This is a genomic window from Mucilaginibacter sediminis (assembly GCF_051903035.1).
In the GTDB taxonomy this organism is placed as follows: Bacteria; Bacteroidota; Bacteroidia; order Sphingobacteriales; family Sphingobacteriaceae; genus Mucilaginibacter.
On the sequence record NZ_CP170602.1, the window covers coordinates 4,994,390 to 5,009,478 of the forward strand.

A 15,089-nucleotide genomic window follows, 5' to 3' on the forward strand; every position below is an offset into this window, starting at 1 on the left:
ATAATGCGCTATCATATCCTGACGACCGACTACGACGGCACCCTGGCCAGTGATGACCGGGTAGCGCCGGGGGCCATCGGGGCCTTAAAACAGTTGAAGGCGACAGGCCGGAAACTTATCCTGGTGACCGGGCGGCAACTGGAAGAGCTAAAAAGCGTGTTCCCGGAATACAGCCTGTTTGACCGTATCGTTGCCGAGAACGGCGCAGTGGTCTATTGTCCTGCGACGCTCGAAATACAGCTTTTGGGTGCGCCCCCGCCCGAATCATTTAAACAGCTTTTAAAAAAACAGAATGTCCCCTTCGTGGTTGGACAGGTCATTGTTGCGAGCTGGGAACCCTACCAGGATGCCGTACTCGATGCGATCAGGTCGACAGGGTTAGAATACCAACTGATTTTCAATAAAGGAGCCATTATGGTTTTGCCACCCGGCATCAACAAAGCCACCGGCCTGCACCATGCGCTCCACGAACTGCATCTATCGGAACATAATACGGTGGCGATCGGTGATGCAGAGAATGATAATGCCATGCTGCTGGCCGCTGAATGCGCAGTGGCCGTGCAGAATGCGTTACCACAAATTGCCGGGATAGCTGACTGGACAACAGATAAGCCCTACGGTGATGGCGTGGTGCAGCTCATTGACCGGCTGATTGCCAATGATTTGGAAGACCTGGACCTGTGCCTGTCGCGGCACTACCTGACTTTAGGACGGCAAATGGACGGTTCCCCGTTCCGGATATGCCCTTATGGTGAAAAGATCCTGCTGGCAGGCACGTCCGGGTTTGGAAAAACTACATTGGCGGCTGCCTTCATTGAAAAACTGGTCGCGAAGGCTTACCAGTTTTGCCTGATCGACCCGGAGGGTGACTACCAGGAGCTGCCCGGGGTGCTCACCATTGGCAACAGCAGCCAACCACCGCCGGTTAGCGAAGTGATCGACTTGCTGACCAAGGCGGAAGAAAATGTGGTCGTTTGTATCCTGACCGTACCGCTGGCTGACCGTCGCGACTATTTTAAGAAGTTATGGCATGCGGTCGCTGAGCTGCGCCGCGCAACCGGCCACCCGCATTTTATCATCATGGATGAGGCGCATCATTTAATGCCCCGGGAACACAGCTCCGGCCCGGTGGAACTCCCGGAAGACTTTAATAGTTTTATGGTCATTACTACCCGCCCTGAACTACTGGACCGCGAACTCGTAAAAAAGGTCAATACCGCCCTGATCATGGGCGAAGTACCCGATCAGGCCATGCGGTCGTTCACCAGCCTTGTTGCTGAAGAAATAACGCTGCCCCCGGACCAGGTCTTGCAAAAAGGCGATGTTATGGTCTGGCAAAAAAGCCATCCGCAACCCCGGCTGATCAGAAGTGATATGCCGGTTCCATTGCTGCTGCGGCATAAACGCAAATACGCTACCGGCGATATGGGGTACAATAGTTTTTATTTTAACGGCCCCGCTCACCGTACGAACCTGAAAGCCAGCAATCTGCTAATGTTCATCCAAATGGGCAGCGGTGTCGATGACGAAACATGGTCGTATCACCTCGGCAGGCACGATTATTCCAAATGGTTCCGGAATTCGGTCAAAGACGAGAAACTGGCGCTATGCGCTGAAAAAATAGAGGGTGAAGCGCTCAATCCGTATGCCTCGCGAAAGGCTATATTTCAGGCCATAGCTGAAAGGTATACCTTACCCGCCTGACCGCATAGGCTTTTTAACAACATTCCATCCTGTCAATAAAAATGGCATTGTTTTTTATCCTGGGGTGCGGTTCAGGTTTTTCATCGCCATAACCGAGGATAACAGCGAGCTGCACCTCTTCAGCGGGTGGTATCCCCAGTTTGTGGTATACCGGCGTTTTACCAATATATTTGGCAAACCCGACAGGACAAGTGTCCAGGCCCAGCGATTTGGCTGCGAGCATCATGTTCTGCGCGCACATGCCAATATCCAGGCCAGCCCATTCATTGTCCCGGGCTGCAGTGATAAAGATCACGACCGGCGCGCCGTGAAAAATGTTGTCTTCGCTGTCCAAATGCACGGGTCCGGACGTGAAATGCACGAGTGTCTTTATGGTTTCCAGCGGATGTTTGACCGCATTTTTCAGCATCGCTTTTGAAGCGACCTTGGCGATCGCCTTGGAGAATGCGGAGATCGTGTCCTTGTGAGTCGCGATATAGAATCTCCAGGGCTGGCGGTTCATGGCCGACGGTGCCATCCGGCCCGCCTCGATCACCTTTTCCAGGATATCGTCATCGGGTATATCAGAAAGGTATTGTCTGACCGCCCTTCTTTCAAAGATGGTTTTCAATGTTTCGTTGTCCGTCGCTGTTTTCATGATGGCTGGATCAACTTATTCAAATATCTCCGGGAAAAAACCCTCACCCGGAGGCGGGAAATCATAAGGCGATATTTCTTCAGGCCGTTCTTCAGGTTGAACATGAGGATCCTCTACCGGACCGGGCTGCGTTACGGGTTCCACCGGTGGTTTTACTTCGGGTTGTGGTTGTATGGGAGGAGTTTCTTTGGGTATCCCTGGCTCACTGTTTGCTTTGCTGGTCATCGTCTGAAATTTTGCTTGTAAAGTAACTGAATGCAAAGCGGTTAATAGCTGATTAGTATCATTGTTCCCGCTGATGTTTATCACCCTTAAGAAACATTTTGGTCTATAAATTTGGACTTAAAGCAAAACAACATGGAAAGCGATTCAACAATTACTACACTAAACAACTTACTGGACGATGACGCCGGAAAGTTCACCAGCGGGGAGATCCAGTTAAAAAAGAACCTGCCTGCCTGGATCAAAGCATCGAATTAATTTGCAGAGCAATTCACTTTATTGAGCCTGGTCAACCGGGTCATGCAGGCTCTCCTGGTAGAAACTAACGAAGAGTTGGGTAAATGCACAGATGCCGATATCCGGGACGCCTGACCAACCTCAATGGCGGTAACCCGGAAGATTTCCTGGAAGAACCGGCCGGTTGTTACGAGCCGGAAATCATTCAGGCCGATCTGCTGACCTTGATCCGTACCCACCTGTAGACCATCGGCTTTGAACAGGCTATTCCGCTCGTAACCGCGCAAATGAAAAAAGATAGCGCTTTCCGCCCCAATGAATTTGAATTGAATGAGTGGGCCTACCGGATGCTGTATAGAGGGCAATTGCCGGAAGCAACCGCGATCCTCGAGCTCAATGTTCATCTTTTCCCGGCCAGTTCCAATGCCTATGACAGCTATGGCGAAGCCCTCCTGAAGTCCGGAAAGAAAAGCGAGGCCATCCGGATGTACCAAAAATTAATTGCACTGGACCCGCATAATGAACATGCCGAAAAGGTGCTCGGCGAAAGTGCGCATTGAGCCGGCTTTGACTTACTCAGATTTTTTAATACTTCAGGCATGTATTGCCGGTAATCCAAAAACTAGATGAAATAGGTTCGTTTGCGAACAAACGCGTACGAATCCGAACAACTCGAAGACGGGAATAAACAACAATGTGCCGTTTTAAGCGCCTAAATGCATCTTTGCCGCTGGCACACCTATTGATATTCTTTAGGCGGTCAATCAACAGCAACATGGAACAATTGAAGCGCTATTTTATGCTAACTATAGTCATCAGTATCACATCCCCGCTTTTTGCGCAAACCTCTAACAGGTTGGACAGTCTGTTAGACAGGCTGGACGCCGCACATCTATTCAACGGCAATGTGCTCGTAGCCGAAAAGCGTAAAATCATCTATAGCCGTTCCGTCGGTTTTGCACAGCTGAAAGATCATAAGAAAAACACGGTCAGGTCGGCGTTCCAGGTCGGTTCCGTCTCCAAGACCTTTACCGCTATCGCCGTGCTGCAGTTGGTGCAACAGCATAAGCTGCATCTGGACGACCCGCTGACAAGGTTCTTCGCCGGTTTTCCATATCAGGACATTACGGTGCGCCATTTGCTAAGTCATACCTCCGGTCTTCCGGATAAAGAAGAACTGTTCTTTCCCTTGATCGATGCCGACAGCACTTACACGGCTACGAATGATTCTGTTATATCTGTATTGAGCAAGACGCACAAACCTTTGGCGTTTAGCCCAGGCAGCCAGTGGCGCTATAATAACGTCGGCTACGCCATACTCGCGCTGATCGTCGAAAAAGTCAGCGGCGAAAGTTTCGCTGTTTACCTGGACAGGCACATTTTCCTACCCGCAGGTATGAAACAAAGTTATCTGCTTAGCAGCCAGTCTGAACTGAATCAAGTGACCGGGTACCTTGTCCGTCATCATTACCTGGGCGATCTCGAACCGATTGCGGTGAGCAAAAAGGTCAGGCGCTGGAGTTACAACCTGCGCGGCCTGTACGGGCCGACCAACATCATCAGCACTACAAGCGATTTGATGAAGTTTGGCCAGGCCCTCGATGCACATCGCATACTTAGCAAAAAACTCCTGGACACTGCTTTTACACCATTTCGTTTAAGTGACGGGACAAAAGCAACGCCCGGCGGTGAATTTGGAGCGGCGGCTTACGGCCTGGGTTGGTTTCTGCCGGAAGCCGGCGGCTTAGGTAAAATGATCATGCATACCGGTCGGGAACCCGGCTTCTTTACATTTTTCTGGCACGACCCCATACGCCAAAGAACGCTCATTTTATTAGATAACGCCGAAAGCAGCGGTTTCGGCACCGCCTGTAAGGCTGTTTTCAATATCGTCTATGGACAATCGTATTTCAAACAGGAGCCGACAGGCAAGCGATCCCTTTTTCAACCTTATGTCCGCCTGTTGCTAAAAGAAGGGCCGGACGCGGCGGCGACACTGTTTAACCGACTGAAATCCGATACCTTACATTATTTTACGGATGAGCGGGAGTTGAACGAACTCGGGCTGGAACTGTTGGACGACCATCACGAAACCGCTGCGCTGGAAGCACTGAAGCTTTGCACTTTGCTATATCCCGCAAGCTGGAACACATATGACAGCTACGGTAAAGCACTACTGCAGGCGGGTAGAAAGCGCGAGGCGATCGACATGTACCGTAAATCGGTAGAGATGTTCCCGGGTAATCTGCCCGGATACAAGATCCTGGAAAAACTGACAGGTGTCCGGGACAAGCCGTAAAAAGTTTGGGCATCAAATTTTACCTGTTTTACATTCACGTAAGCATATCGAAAGTGGATAAACCACACCTGATTGACCCCATTTGGACAATTTCAAAATGGCCGCCTTTAGTGCTTAAGTTCAAGCTTTTAGGAAAAGAAAGCAAATTGGCGGTGAGGCGCAGTGCTATTGGTTTATCCACATATAGAATGAATAGGCCTTTTGTAAGTGACGTTTGCTATTGACTTGCCCAGTTCCCATCGCTTAACGGTATCAATGTCGGCACTGAACATTTGGTTCAGTTAAAGTCAACTAATTACCAAATCTGGCTTTCGCTTCGCTAGTTTAGCAGATGGTGAAGGCCTGCTGAATTTATTGTTGTAGAATTTAAATAAAGTAACCGCTATTTTAAGCTGAGTTTTTGTATTTGCGTAGTTTACATTCGTAATAAAATTTCGTAAATTTGATTTATAATATCAAGAGTCGAAGTCCTTTAAGAGCTTGATTTCATTTCGGTAAAGTAAAATCTTGCCGTTATTCTCCAGGATCTTCAGCAGCCGGGATATCACAACCCTTGACGTGGCCAATTCATCAGCTATCTGGTAATGAGAGGCTTTAATAACGTTCGATCCTGAAAGGCGTTGTTTGTCCTTCAAATAAGCGATCAAGCGGTCATCCAGTTTATGAAATGCAATGCTTTCAATTGATTTTAACAATTCAGAAAAACGTTCACTGAAGCTGCGCATGATGTAATTTTTCCAACTCGGGTATTTATTCAGCCATTCATCCAGCTTGCTGTGCGGAATAGCGATGATGTCAACATCTCCCTCTGCAATTGCTCTGACATCGCTTTTTTTCTCTTCGAGACAGCAACTGTACGCCATCGAACAGGTCTCATTATTTGACAGGTAATATAAAAGGATTTCTTTACCGCTCTCTTCTTTTTTGAGTACTTTCAAGGTGCCTTTGATAACCAAAGGCATCATACGGATGTATTTGCCGTAATCCATAATGACGTCTCCTTCTTTGAAATGCTTCAGTTCGCCGAATCTTTTAATTTCTTCGATTAATGCAGGTTCGAATTCAAAGCCGAGGGTCTCTAATTTATCCATATAGCTAAGGTAACAGTATTTTAGTTTAAAGGCACCTTTTTGAATTTAAAGGTTTAAGTGCGGTATGTTTATAGAAACGAAAAAGCCCTGACGGGATAAATATCATTTGGATACCAATGGAGAGATGGATTTGTGATAGCTGACATAGGTATTTCTCAAAATTTCCGGTATAATTAATCTTCAGAAAAAAAGCCTCAAATCGATTTTTGGTATTTCAGTAACCGATTTGAGGATGTCCCGGACTTTATTTTATAAATTGATTTACATTGTTCCAGGTGCCGCCATTGACGACATTGGTAAACCCGTTTTGTTCCAGGATAGTTTTTGCCTGCCCGCTTCTTCCCCCGCTTTGGCAAAAAACAATGATGTTTTTCTGGTTTTTGAACTTTGATAACTGCGAACTTACTTTGTCGAGGGGAATGTTGACTGAACCTTGAACGTGCCCACCCGCATACTCGCCTGGTGTCCGGACGTCTACTAAAAAAGCACCCTCTTTGATAATGTTGGCCAGATCGACCGATGGGCCTCCGCCAAATAGTTGTTGGAATATGTTCATCTTAATGTTTTTTATGACTTTTTAATTTCCGTTAATGTTTTAAACAACTTCTTCGTAGCTTGTGCCTTTTAGCGCTCCTTTGCTGGTTTTAACTGGTGTGTAACAGATCCCGGAGCCACAGCAGCCTAAGTTAAAAACGCCGATGCCCGTAAAAATAGCTCCGGCTATCCCGCTGACCACATCTGCCCTGGCTATCGCCTCACTTATGATGACCACCCCAATGATCACGCGAAGAATACGGGATAAGCTCCAATTGCTAAGAATGCGATTTTTCATATTTGCTGTTATTAATACGCTTTAATAAAATGCTGTTTACTTGATGAAACAAAGATAGGTTCCATTATCTGCCGGGTTGGTAACAAAGGTTACATAAGAAAAAAGCAACCATAGGCTGCTTTTCAAAAATGCTGTATTTCCGGTTGCTGATAATTCATTTTATACAACCGTATGATCCCCGATCATTTCACTTATTGCCAATCCCCATTGTGGTATTTTCCCACCCAGGGTGTAATACATTTGCTTGAAACCCATTTTCAGCGCATAAGGTGTAATCCCCATTTCCAGGTGGCTTTCCTTACCGCCCCACCATTCATTGGTGCGCATATAGAAACCTTTAATGCCACCCATGTCGCCCATGCACAATAGTTCAAATTCCATAGGTTTGATATCACTCTTGATGACACCTAACTCTTTAGCTAAAGTATTGGCCAACACTTCAGCCTCCATGTGACCCAGTGACCCGATTTTGGGAACGGTAATGGCCGCTGCGTCCCCAACAGCAAAAATATTTTGATAGTCGGGATTGCGCATAAACAGATCAGTTACTACAAAACCCATATCATCGGTAAATGTCAATTCCTTTAAAAAAGCATGGGCCTGCCAGTCGGGGAAAATAATGGAAACCTCTGCCTCCTGGGAGGAGCCATCATTGAATTCTATCCCACCATCGTGAATTTTCTTAATACCGTTGGTATTTGCCTGGTAATGGTAGCCCATTTTTGTCATCATGGGTAACAGCTGGTGCAAAATGGTTTCGCCTGCATCTTCGGCAATTACTTTTGCCGGGGTTGATAGATATACCGTAGCGGCATTGCCTTTCTGCGTTTTTTCCAGCCAGTGTGCCAATGAAAAGGCCAGCTCAACCGGAGGGCCTTCGCAAGCGGTCATGGCTACAGGTAACCCAGGCGGCAACTTCCCGCTCTTACCCTGACGAAAAACGTCGGATGTAAGAGCAATAGGACCGCCTTTATATTCCCTGTGCAGGTAATTTCTCAGCCGGTTACCCAGAAATGTATCCGTAACACTATGCCCGTTCTCGCTAAACCCGTCGACCGCATCGTAAGCCAGGCGGTTACCTAAGGCAACAACCAGGTAATCATATTTTATTTTTCTAACCGGATGGCCCGGCCGTTCATTGGGCTGGTAAAAAACAGTGTTCGTATCGGCATCAATAGTCGTAACCTCCGCCTGGATAAATTCACTTCCGTCATGTTCAAGGTATGACATAAATTTATATTGCAGGTCGATCGCAGGGTTGATGTTCGCCAAAACCTGCATGGGGATATTAGGAACAAAAGTGAGCAATGATTTACGATCAATGATGGTAATGTCTGCCTTGCCTTTTACAGCAGCATGAATATACCTGGCTGTTGTGAGCCCGGCAAAATTGCAGCCGAGGATGATGATATGAGGGTTTGACATATTAATTAATTTAATGGCCGATTACTTTAATTATTGGTATCATGATAACTTTTGATTTTACAGAATTGGAGATCAAACAGGCCGCCTCTGATTTTTGAAGAACCCTTTCCGCTCTTTCACGGTCCTTTTCATCGGTTATGGTAACAGTCGGCGTAAGAAGAATTTCACTCATCATGAATTTCCCATCGACCTGTTCCAACTTTCCTTTCGAACTACAACTGAAACTTTCAAATGAAAGCTTTGAATTTTCTGCAATCGCTAAGAAGGTGGTCATTAAACAGCTGCTTACGGCAGCCGTGAACAAATGTTCCGGCGACCAGATCCCGGGAATACCTTTCGGGAACTCCGGCGGTGTAGCCACTTCAATGCAGCTGCCGGCATCCCTGTTTAACTCCGGGGAACACATCATGCCTTTGCGTTCTGTATTCCAATTGACTTCGACATTATAATAATGTGCTTCCATGTCGGCATATTTATTTAACCAGTACCTTTTCAATGGCTAATGGCTTGGTACAGAAAAACCAGTCAGCACATGTCATATCATCTTTATGATCCATTCTTTCTTTTGCAACCCCACAAGAACCCGCTGTCGGGACAATCACATCATCGCCCGGCCGCCAGTCCGCTGGTGTCGCAATACTGTAAGTGTCGGCAGTTTGCATGGCGATTAATGCCCTTTTCAACTCATCAAAGTTCCTCCCCATAGAAAGCGGGTAATAAATGATTGCCCGGATCATTCCCTTCGGATCAATAAAGAAAACGGCCCTTACTGCTTTGGTAGAACTTTCACCGGGTTGGATCATCCCGTATTTTTTAGCTACTTCCATCGTGATGTCTTCGATGAGCGGAAACTTCACCTCGATGTTTTTCATCCCTTTAAATTCGATCTTTTCTTTGATGGTTCTTAACCAGGCAATATGACTATATAAACCATCGATGGATAAACCGACCAACTGGCAGTTTAACGCGTTAAACTCAGGTTCCATTTTGGCAAATGTCATGAACTCCGAAGTGCAAACCGGGGTAAAGTCGGCGGGATGGCTAAAAAGAATCACCCATTTGCCAGTGTAATCAGCGGGGAAATTGATCTCGCCCTGCGTAGTTACGGCTTTAAACTCAGGTGCTTTGTCGCCTATCCGCGGCATTGTCATTACTTGTTCTGTTGTTTCCATTTTACGGTTTTTAGAATACTAAACTACCCCGGTTTTTTAGAATAAATAATGACCCTCAGTAGTTTATGAAATGATTTAAGTCACGCTCCCGTATTTCAATGCAAGCGATAGTTGTCCTGCGTGATAGGCACTATGTGAGATGATCCTGCCAAGTGCTTCTGCTTTGGTTTTTGTGCCAAATTCTTTGGTTGTTATGTCTTGCTGCCAATCTTCATCAGTTTGCTTTTCAATAATTGCTTTCAGGTGATCAAAAGCGTATTGCTGGTAGTCCAATAACTCAGGGAGGTTTATCCATTCTCCGGTATCGTGCTGTGCAATTACCGTTTTGGCCTGTACTTTTAGGTCAGTTGCACCGAATACATTTTTGGCAAATAATAATTCAACATCGGCTATATGACGGATAAGAAATCCCGCACTATTCTTGGTGTTGACTAACCTTTTTGTCAGTTCTTCTTCCGCTAAGGAAGGCAACAAATTAGAAAACCTTGTCCGGGCTTCTATCCATGTTTGCAGGCAGGATTGTGTTATAGTCATAACGTTAAATTTTTATTTTGGTAAACCGTACGATATCCACTAATAATGGATGTCTTTCATATTGTTATCTATGCTATTGTTACATTCAATCTTTGACGCCAGCCGCCTTCAGGATCAGTTCCAGGGGACAAAACTTTGTAAAGGCAGATTGCAATAAGTTTAGGCCTACAAATACGCCCAGCCATAACCAGTTGATATTAATAGCGTAAGCTAAGGCTATACTGGTTAAAACCATGGTGCCTGCAACGGCACGTACAATTCTTTCTTTCATGATTTTTAATTTTAAGAGTTAAACAGATTTTTCAACAGGCAGAATAAACGCCCTGACCGGGAATCCATTGTTATGGTTTTTGTTATAATCTTTGATCAATTTTATCCCAAGATCGGCACTTGCCACGGTGGTAAAAGTAAAGACCATCATCGAGTTTACGGCTTCGCCGCCGCTGGCAAACCAATCTTCCAAAAGATTAGTGTTTTTGCGCTCTCTGTAACCAATAATGTCGGTGGTACTAAAGATGTCAATATTTGCCTGCTTGAATATCTTTGATACATCATCCAGGTTGTCTTTCAGGCACGTTACGATTAATAATTTCATGACTCAGTATTTAAAGGGGTTAATGTTTTCTTGCGCATCATCTTAAAGTACAATAGCGGTACAACTATCAAGGTTAGGAAAGTAGAGGTAACCGTACCGCCCATCAGCGAAATTGCCAGCCCCTGGAATATCGGGTCAAATAAAATGATCACTGCACCCAAGGCTACTGCACCGGCGGTTAACAATATCGGAGTGGTACGTACTGCACCGGCTTCGATAATCGCTTGCTTGAGCTGGATACCCTCGTCCAGCCTGATATTGATAAAGTCGATCAGCAAGATGGAGTTACGCACCATCACACCGGCGAGGGCGATAAATCCGATCATGGAAGTTGCTGTAAAATAGGCATGCAGCATCCAGTGGCCCAACACAATACCTATCAATGAAAGCGGTATCGCAGCCAGCATAACCAGCGGTACCGTAAAATTCTGGAACCAGCCCACGATGAGGATATAGATCATGATGATCACCACGGCGAAGGCGATTCCCAGGTCGCGAAATACTTCGAAAGTGATTTGCCATTCGCCGTCCCATTTCAGGCTGTAATTGTCTTCCAGTTCGGGCTGATGGGTATATTCTTCTTTCAGTGAAAACCCCTTGGGAACGGTTACCGTTTTTAAATGATCAGACACGTCGGAGATCGCATACGAAGGACTTTCCAGGTTACCGGCCATATCGCCCAGTACATACACGACTTCCTTTTGGTTCTTGCGGTAAATGCTTTTTGGCTTGATTTGCCGGGTTACCGTAACCAGGTCCTTTACGGGTACCGCGTTCCCCTGCATCCCGACCACTTTCAAATTCAGCACATCGTCTATACTGCTTTTATCAGCATCGCTCAATTGCAATTTGATCGCGGTTTGGTTATAAGCGGCGGGCTGGGCAATATTGCCCACCGGCATACCAGACAACCCGGCGTTAACCGTTGCGGCTATTTGCGCGGTGGCGATGCCATAACGCATGGCCTTTTCTTTATTCACTTCAATATGGTATTCGGGCTGGTCATCTTCCACCATCCAGTCCATATCCACTACATTGGAGGTTTTTTCCATCAGATTTTTTACCTGCCTGGCTACTTTTATCTGCTCCTGGTAGTCGGGTCCGTAAATTTCGGCCACTAAGGTCGACAGCACCGGCGGTCCGGGTGGAACTTCCACAATCTTCGCATTTGCGTTATATTTCCTGGCAATGGCCTGTATAGGGGCGCGCATTTCTTTGGCGATACCGTGACTTTGGATACTCCGGTCGCTTTTATCCACCAGGTTAACTTGTATGTCAGCTACATTGTCGCCCCTTCTAAGGTCATAATGACGCACCAGCCCATTGAAGCTTATAGGAGCTGAAGTACCGATATAGGTTTCATAATTTCTTACAAGCGACTGGCCGGAAACATACGATCCAATGTCTTTAGCAACCGCTTGTGTCTTTTCGAGCGTTGTGCCTTCCGGCATATCGATCACTACCTGGAACTCGTTCTTGTTATCAAAGGGCAGCATTTTAACGGCAACCGTTTTGGTATAGAACATTGACAATGATGCGAACAGGATCATCACAGTGCTCAGGATAAAGGTCCAGCGTTTCCAGCGGGTTTCCAGTAACGGCCGAATGGAAGACCGATATATTTTATAAATACGTGTTTCTTCCAGTAACTTCGGTTTGCTTTCTTCGTGTGCGGTGCCATGTTTCTCTTTTTCGCGCAGAAAGATATAGCCCAGATATGGGGTTAGGGTTAGCGCAACGATCAGCGATAAGATCATGGCAATAGATGCGCCGATCGGCATTGGGCTCATATAAGGCCCCATCATGCCGGATACAAAGGCCATCGGTAATACGGCTGCAATTACGGTGAATGTTGCCAGAATGGTAGGATTGCCCACCTCGTTAATGGCATAGATAGCAGCCTGCAGCGGCGGCAGTTTTTTCATCTTAAAATGCCGGTGCATGTTTTCGGCAATGATGATGGAATCATCGACCACGATACCCGTAATAAACACCAACGCAAACAGCGTGATACGGTTAAGCGTATAATGCATAAAATAATAAGCAAACAATGTAAGCGCAAAGGTGACTGGTACGGATAGGAATACGACCAGGCCACCGCGCCAACCCATGGCCAGCATTACAAATACGGTGACCACCACAATGGCAATAAACAGGTGGAATAACAATTCGCCCACCTTGTCCGATGCGCTTTCGCCATAGTTACGGGTAACGGTCAAATGCACATCATTAGGCAATAAACTTGCTTTTAAATGCTCCACTTTACCCAGGATCTGTTCGGACAGTTTCATCGCATCCGCGCCTTTTTTTTTGGCTACGGAAAGCGTAATGGCCGGGTAATTGGATCTGAATTGATGAGCATTTGCCGTATCTGCTTTTCCATAGCCGAACAGCACATATTGATTTGACGTTTCAGCGCCTTCGTCAACTTTGGCGATCTGTTTCAGGTAAACCGGCTGCTGCTGGTTAATGCCCACCACCAAATTGCCTACATCGTCTGATGAGCTCAGGAAATTCCCGGTCTCCACCGAAAAAGCAGTATCTTTTTGGAGCAGCGTCCCTCCCGGCAACTGCATGTTACTACCCTGAATTTGCTTGCTCAGTGATAAAAAGTCTACATGGTTTTCCGCCATCTTGTTTTTATCCAGCAATACTTTTACCTCGCGGTTGCGGCCACCGATAATGTTGACATCCGATACATCGTTTATCTTTTTGATTTCGTTTGCCAATTCCTGGCCCATTTGCTTCAATTGGTAATCATCGTATTTATCGCTCCAAAGCGTTAAGCCCAATACCGGGACATCATCGATGGCCCTTGTTTTGATTAATGGCAGCGTAACGCCCTGTGGCATTTTATCCATGTTTTTCATCAGTTCGCTGTACAACTTTACTAACGAACGTTCCACGTCTTCGCCCACGTTAAACTGCACGATCACCATTGCTTGTCCCTGCATCGAAGTAGAATACACGTATTCCACCCCCTTGATATTCGAGATCATTTTTTCAATGGGCGCTGCAACTTTAGTCTCCACATCTTTTGGGGAAGCGCCGGGGTAACCAATAAAAATATCGGCCATAGGCACCTGTATCTGTGGTTCTTCCTCACGCGGAATTAAGAACGTACTGTAACCGCCTATGAGTAAAAAGGCGATCATCAACAGTATCGTTAATTTCGACTGTATAAATGCCTTAGCTATATTTCCTGCAAATCCGTCTTTCATGTTCTTATTTTGTTTTAACAGCTACACCGTTATACAATCTGCCTTCTGCGCTGACAATAAATTGTTCATTTGCTGCCAGCCCGCTTAATACTTCCACCTGGTTCCCTTGTTTTTTGCCGAGCCTTACCCAGCGTAGCAAAGCGGTATGGTTATTACCAATGGTATATAAGCCTGTTAACTGGTCCTTATGTTCAACAGCCGATACGGGAATCATAACCTGTTCACTACTATTAGCTGTTTTTACTGCCTGTGTTAAAGGGATAGCTATATTGGCGTACATGCCAGCGAATAGTCCTTGCTTTTCGTTATCCGGGATATTTACTTTGATCAGATACTGCCCGCCGCTGTTCGCAGACGACTGGTTGATCTGCGCTATTTTGCCATTGATCACTTTATGAATAGCATCGATATTTATCGTTACCGGTGCGTCTTCCTGGATCAGGCTGATCTCGCTTTCAGGCACAGCTGCGTTTACCTGGTAGCTGCCGCTTTGTTCAATGGTCAACAGCGGCATTCCGGGATTGGCCATGCTGCCGGCATCCATCATTTTCTGGGTAACGGTTCCTGAAAAAGGAGCTGTCAGGTTAGTATAGCTGAGCATGGCGTTTGCTTCGTTGCGCTGTTGTTTGGCGGCTTCGAGGCCGGATTTTGCAGATTGGTATTGCAGCGTTACGTTATCCAGTTCTTTGGCCGAGGCGCTTTGCTGTTTATATAATACGGTAAAACGGTCGTAGTCCTTTTGGGCGCTCTTTAAAGCCGCTTCTGCTTGTGCGATCATAGCGTCTGTTTGTGCCCGCTTTGCCAGAATATCATCGTTGCTGATCGTTGCCAATAGTTGACCTTTGTTTACCCGGTCACCCACTTTGACATTGATCCTGGTAATGTAACCCATTACCCTGGTGCTGATGTTAGCCGTTTGACTGGCTTCAACCTGACCGCTCACGATTAATCCTCGTTGGGCATCTGTCGAAGGCCGGCCTAGCGTAACCACAATTGCAGTGCCTGCACCGGTCATTGTATCCTTTTTTTGGTTGGATGAACAGGAATTAAGAACCAACAAACCTATGATGGTAAATAATTGTAAAGCCCTGTTTTTATGGATAGGTAAGTTCATATCTGA

General features: G+C 46.3%; 18 protein-coding genes. 5 read left to right on the forward strand and 13 right to left on the reverse strand.

The window, feature by feature from the left end; genetic code table 11:
- Positions 1 to 3: 3 nt before the first annotated feature.
- On the forward strand, positions 4 to 1,704 hold the full coding sequence (locus ACFGVS_RS20525; RefSeq protein WP_439695394.1) for an HAD family hydrolase: 1,701 nt from the start codon (positions 4 to 6) through the stop codon (positions 1,702 to 1,704).
- A 13-nt stretch (positions 1,705 to 1,717) separates the two neighbouring features.
- Here ACFGVS_RS20525 and ACFGVS_RS20530 read toward each other — a convergent pair whose 3' ends face one another.
- Both ACFGVS_RS20530 and ACFGVS_RS20535 read right to left on the reverse strand, forming a co-directional pair.
- Complete coding sequence (locus tag ACFGVS_RS20530) at positions 1,718 to 2,341, reverse strand: nitroreductase (RefSeq protein WP_439695395.1); 624 nt, start codon at positions 2,339 to 2,341, stop codon at positions 1,718 to 1,720.
- A gap of 15 nt (positions 2,342 to 2,356) precedes the next feature.
- On the reverse strand, positions 2,357 to 2,566 hold the full coding sequence (locus ACFGVS_RS20535; RefSeq protein WP_439695396.1) for a hypothetical protein: 210 nt from the start codon (positions 2,564 to 2,566) through the stop codon (positions 2,357 to 2,359).
- A 132-nt stretch (positions 2,567 to 2,698) separates the two neighbouring features.
- Here ACFGVS_RS20535 and ACFGVS_RS20540 point away from each other — a divergent pair, with 132 nt between their 5' ends.
- The 4 genes from ACFGVS_RS20540 (at position 2,699) to ACFGVS_RS20555 (ending at position 5,099) form a co-directional block, all read left to right on the forward strand.
- Complete coding sequence (locus ACFGVS_RS20540) at positions 2,699 to 2,821, forward strand: hypothetical protein (RefSeq protein ID WP_439695397.1); 123 nt, start codon at positions 2,699 to 2,701, stop codon at positions 2,819 to 2,821.
- 83 nt (positions 2,822 to 2,904) lie between these two features.
- The gene (locus ACFGVS_RS20545) at positions 2,905 to 3,045 is read left to right on the forward strand and encodes a hypothetical protein (protein WP_439695398.1); all 141 of its coding nucleotides are present in this window, start codon (positions 2,905 to 2,907) and stop codon (positions 3,043 to 3,045) included.
- Positions 3,046 to 3,087: 42 nt separating this feature from the next.
- On the forward strand, positions 3,088 to 3,360 hold the full coding sequence (locus tag ACFGVS_RS20550) for a tetratricopeptide repeat protein (protein WP_439695399.1): 273 nt from the start codon (positions 3,088 to 3,090) through the stop codon (positions 3,358 to 3,360).
- Between the two features lie 215 nt (positions 3,361 to 3,575).
- Positions 3,576 to 5,099: a serine hydrolase gene (locus tag ACFGVS_RS20555; RefSeq protein WP_439695400.1), complete on the forward strand. Its 1,524-nt coding sequence runs from the start codon at positions 3,576 to 3,578 to the stop codon at positions 5,097 to 5,099.
- 455 nt (positions 5,100 to 5,554) lie between these two features.
- On the opposite strand, the gene ACFGVS_RS20560 is transcribed toward ACFGVS_RS20555, so the two are convergent.
- The 11 genes from ACFGVS_RS20560 to ACFGVS_RS20610 all read right to left on the reverse strand — a co-directional run bounded on the left by ACFGVS_RS20560 (position 5,555) and on the right by ACFGVS_RS20610 (position 15,083).
- On the reverse strand, positions 5,555 to 6,190 hold the full coding sequence (locus ACFGVS_RS20560) for a Crp/Fnr family transcriptional regulator (RefSeq protein ID WP_439695401.1): 636 nt from the start codon (positions 6,188 to 6,190) through the stop codon (positions 5,555 to 5,557).
- 244 nt (positions 6,191 to 6,434) lie between these two features.
- A complete protein-coding gene (locus ACFGVS_RS20565; RefSeq protein ID WP_439695402.1) occupies positions 6,435 to 6,746 on the reverse strand; it encodes a rhodanese-like domain-containing protein in 312 nt (103 codons plus the stop codon).
- A gap of 39 nt (positions 6,747 to 6,785) precedes the next feature.
- Positions 6,786 to 7,022: a hypothetical protein gene (locus tag ACFGVS_RS20570; protein WP_439695403.1), complete on the reverse strand. Its 237-nt coding sequence runs from the start codon at positions 7,020 to 7,022 to the stop codon at positions 6,786 to 6,788.
- A gap of 159 nt (positions 7,023 to 7,181) precedes the next feature.
- The gene (locus ACFGVS_RS20575) at positions 7,182 to 8,447 is read right to left on the reverse strand and encodes an NAD(P)/FAD-dependent oxidoreductase (protein WP_439695404.1); all 1,266 of its coding nucleotides are present in this window, start codon (positions 8,445 to 8,447) and stop codon (positions 7,182 to 7,184) included.
- A gap of 10 nt (positions 8,448 to 8,457) precedes the next feature.
- Entirely contained in the window at positions 8,458 to 8,910 is a 453-nt protein-coding gene (locus ACFGVS_RS20580) for an OsmC family protein (protein WP_439695405.1), read from the reverse strand.
- A 10-nt stretch (positions 8,911 to 8,920) separates the two neighbouring features.
- On the reverse strand, positions 8,921 to 9,619 hold the full coding sequence (locus ACFGVS_RS20585; protein ID WP_439695406.1) for a peroxiredoxin: 699 nt from the start codon (positions 9,617 to 9,619) through the stop codon (positions 8,921 to 8,923).
- 75 nt (positions 9,620 to 9,694) lie between these two features.
- Positions 9,695 to 10,153 carry a DinB family protein gene (locus tag ACFGVS_RS20590; protein WP_439695407.1) on the reverse strand — a complete coding sequence of 153 codons (459 nt, stop codon included), beginning with the start codon at positions 10,151 to 10,153 and terminating at the stop codon, positions 9,695 to 9,697.
- A gap of 85 nt (positions 10,154 to 10,238) precedes the next feature.
- Positions 10,239 to 10,424: a YgaP family membrane protein gene (locus ACFGVS_RS20595; RefSeq protein WP_439695408.1), complete on the reverse strand. Its 186-nt coding sequence runs from the start codon at positions 10,422 to 10,424 to the stop codon at positions 10,239 to 10,241.
- A gap of 18 nt (positions 10,425 to 10,442) precedes the next feature.
- The gene (locus tag ACFGVS_RS20600; RefSeq protein WP_439695409.1) at positions 10,443 to 10,748 is read right to left on the reverse strand and encodes a hypothetical protein; all 306 of its coding nucleotides are present in this window, start codon (positions 10,746 to 10,748) and stop codon (positions 10,443 to 10,445) included.
- Positions 10,745 to 13,969 carry an efflux RND transporter permease subunit gene (locus ACFGVS_RS20605; protein WP_439695410.1) on the reverse strand — a complete coding sequence of 1,075 codons (3,225 nt, stop codon included), beginning with the start codon at positions 13,967 to 13,969 and terminating at the stop codon, positions 10,745 to 10,747. The genes ACFGVS_RS20600 and ACFGVS_RS20605 overlap by 4 nt, the downstream gene beginning before the upstream one ends.
- A 4-nt stretch (positions 13,970 to 13,973) precedes the next feature.
- Complete coding sequence (locus tag ACFGVS_RS20610) at positions 13,974 to 15,083, reverse strand: efflux RND transporter periplasmic adaptor subunit (protein ID WP_439695411.1); 1,110 nt, start codon at positions 15,081 to 15,083, stop codon at positions 13,974 to 13,976.
- Between the last annotated feature and the right edge of the window lie 6 nt (positions 15,084 to 15,089).

What these genes read in the sequence shown, in the direction of transcription:
- ACFGVS_RS20525 (WP_439695394.1), top strand. Translation starts at nt 4, where the DNA reads ATGCGCTATCATATCCTGACGACCGACTACGACGGCACCCTGGCCAGT.
- ACFGVS_RS20530 (WP_439695395.1), bottom strand. Translation starts at nt 2,341, where the DNA reads ATGAAAACAGCGACGGACAACGAAACATTGAAAACCATCTTTGAAAGA.
- ACFGVS_RS20535 (WP_439695396.1), bottom strand. Translation starts at nt 2,566, where the DNA reads ATGACCAGCAAAGCAAACAGTGAGCCAGGGATACCCAAAGAAACTCCT.
- ACFGVS_RS20540 (WP_439695397.1), top strand. Translation starts at nt 2,699, where the DNA reads ATGGAAAGCGATTCAACAATTACTACACTAAACAACTTACTGGACGAT.
- ACFGVS_RS20545 (WP_439695398.1), top strand. Translation starts at nt 2,905, where the DNA reads ATGCACAGATGCCGATATCCGGGACGCCTGACCAACCTCAATGGCGGT.
- ACFGVS_RS20550 (WP_439695399.1), top strand. Translation starts at nt 3,088, where the DNA reads ATGAAAAAAGATAGCGCTTTCCGCCCCAATGAATTTGAATTGAATGAG.
- ACFGVS_RS20555 (WP_439695400.1), top strand. Translation starts at nt 3,576, where the DNA reads ATGGAACAATTGAAGCGCTATTTTATGCTAACTATAGTCATCAGTATC.
- ACFGVS_RS20560 (WP_439695401.1), bottom strand. Translation starts at nt 6,190, where the DNA reads ATGGATAAATTAGAGACCCTCGGCTTTGAATTCGAACCTGCATTAATC.
- ACFGVS_RS20565 (WP_439695402.1), bottom strand. Translation starts at nt 6,746, where the DNA reads ATGAACATATTCCAACAACTATTTGGCGGAGGCCCATCGGTCGATCTG.
- ACFGVS_RS20570 (WP_439695403.1), bottom strand. Translation starts at nt 7,022, where the DNA reads ATGAAAAATCGCATTCTTAGCAATTGGAGCTTATCCCGTATTCTTCGC.
- ACFGVS_RS20575 (WP_439695404.1), bottom strand. Translation starts at nt 8,447, where the DNA reads ATGTCAAACCCTCATATCATCATCCTCGGCTGCAATTTTGCCGGGCTC.
- ACFGVS_RS20580 (WP_439695405.1), bottom strand. Translation starts at nt 8,910, where the DNA reads ATGGAAGCACATTATTATAATGTCGAAGTCAATTGGAATACAGAACGC.
- ACFGVS_RS20585 (WP_439695406.1), bottom strand. Translation starts at nt 9,619, where the DNA reads ATGGAAACAACAGAACAAGTAATGACAATGCCGCGGATAGGCGACAAA.
- ACFGVS_RS20590 (WP_439695407.1), bottom strand. Translation starts at nt 10,153, where the DNA reads ATGACTATAACACAATCCTGCCTGCAAACATGGATAGAAGCCCGGACA.
- ACFGVS_RS20595 (WP_439695408.1), bottom strand. Translation starts at nt 10,424, where the DNA reads ATGAAAGAAAGAATTGTACGTGCCGTTGCAGGCACCATGGTTTTAACC.
- ACFGVS_RS20600 (WP_439695409.1), bottom strand. Translation starts at nt 10,748, where the DNA reads ATGAAATTATTAATCGTAACGTGCCTGAAAGACAACCTGGATGATGTA.
- ACFGVS_RS20605 (WP_439695410.1), bottom strand. Translation starts at nt 13,969, where the DNA reads ATGAAAGACGGATTTGCAGGAAATATAGCTAAGGCATTTATACAGTCG.
- ACFGVS_RS20610 (WP_439695411.1), bottom strand. Translation starts at nt 15,083, where the DNA reads ATGAACTTACCTATCCATAAAAACAGGGCTTTACAATTATTTACCATC.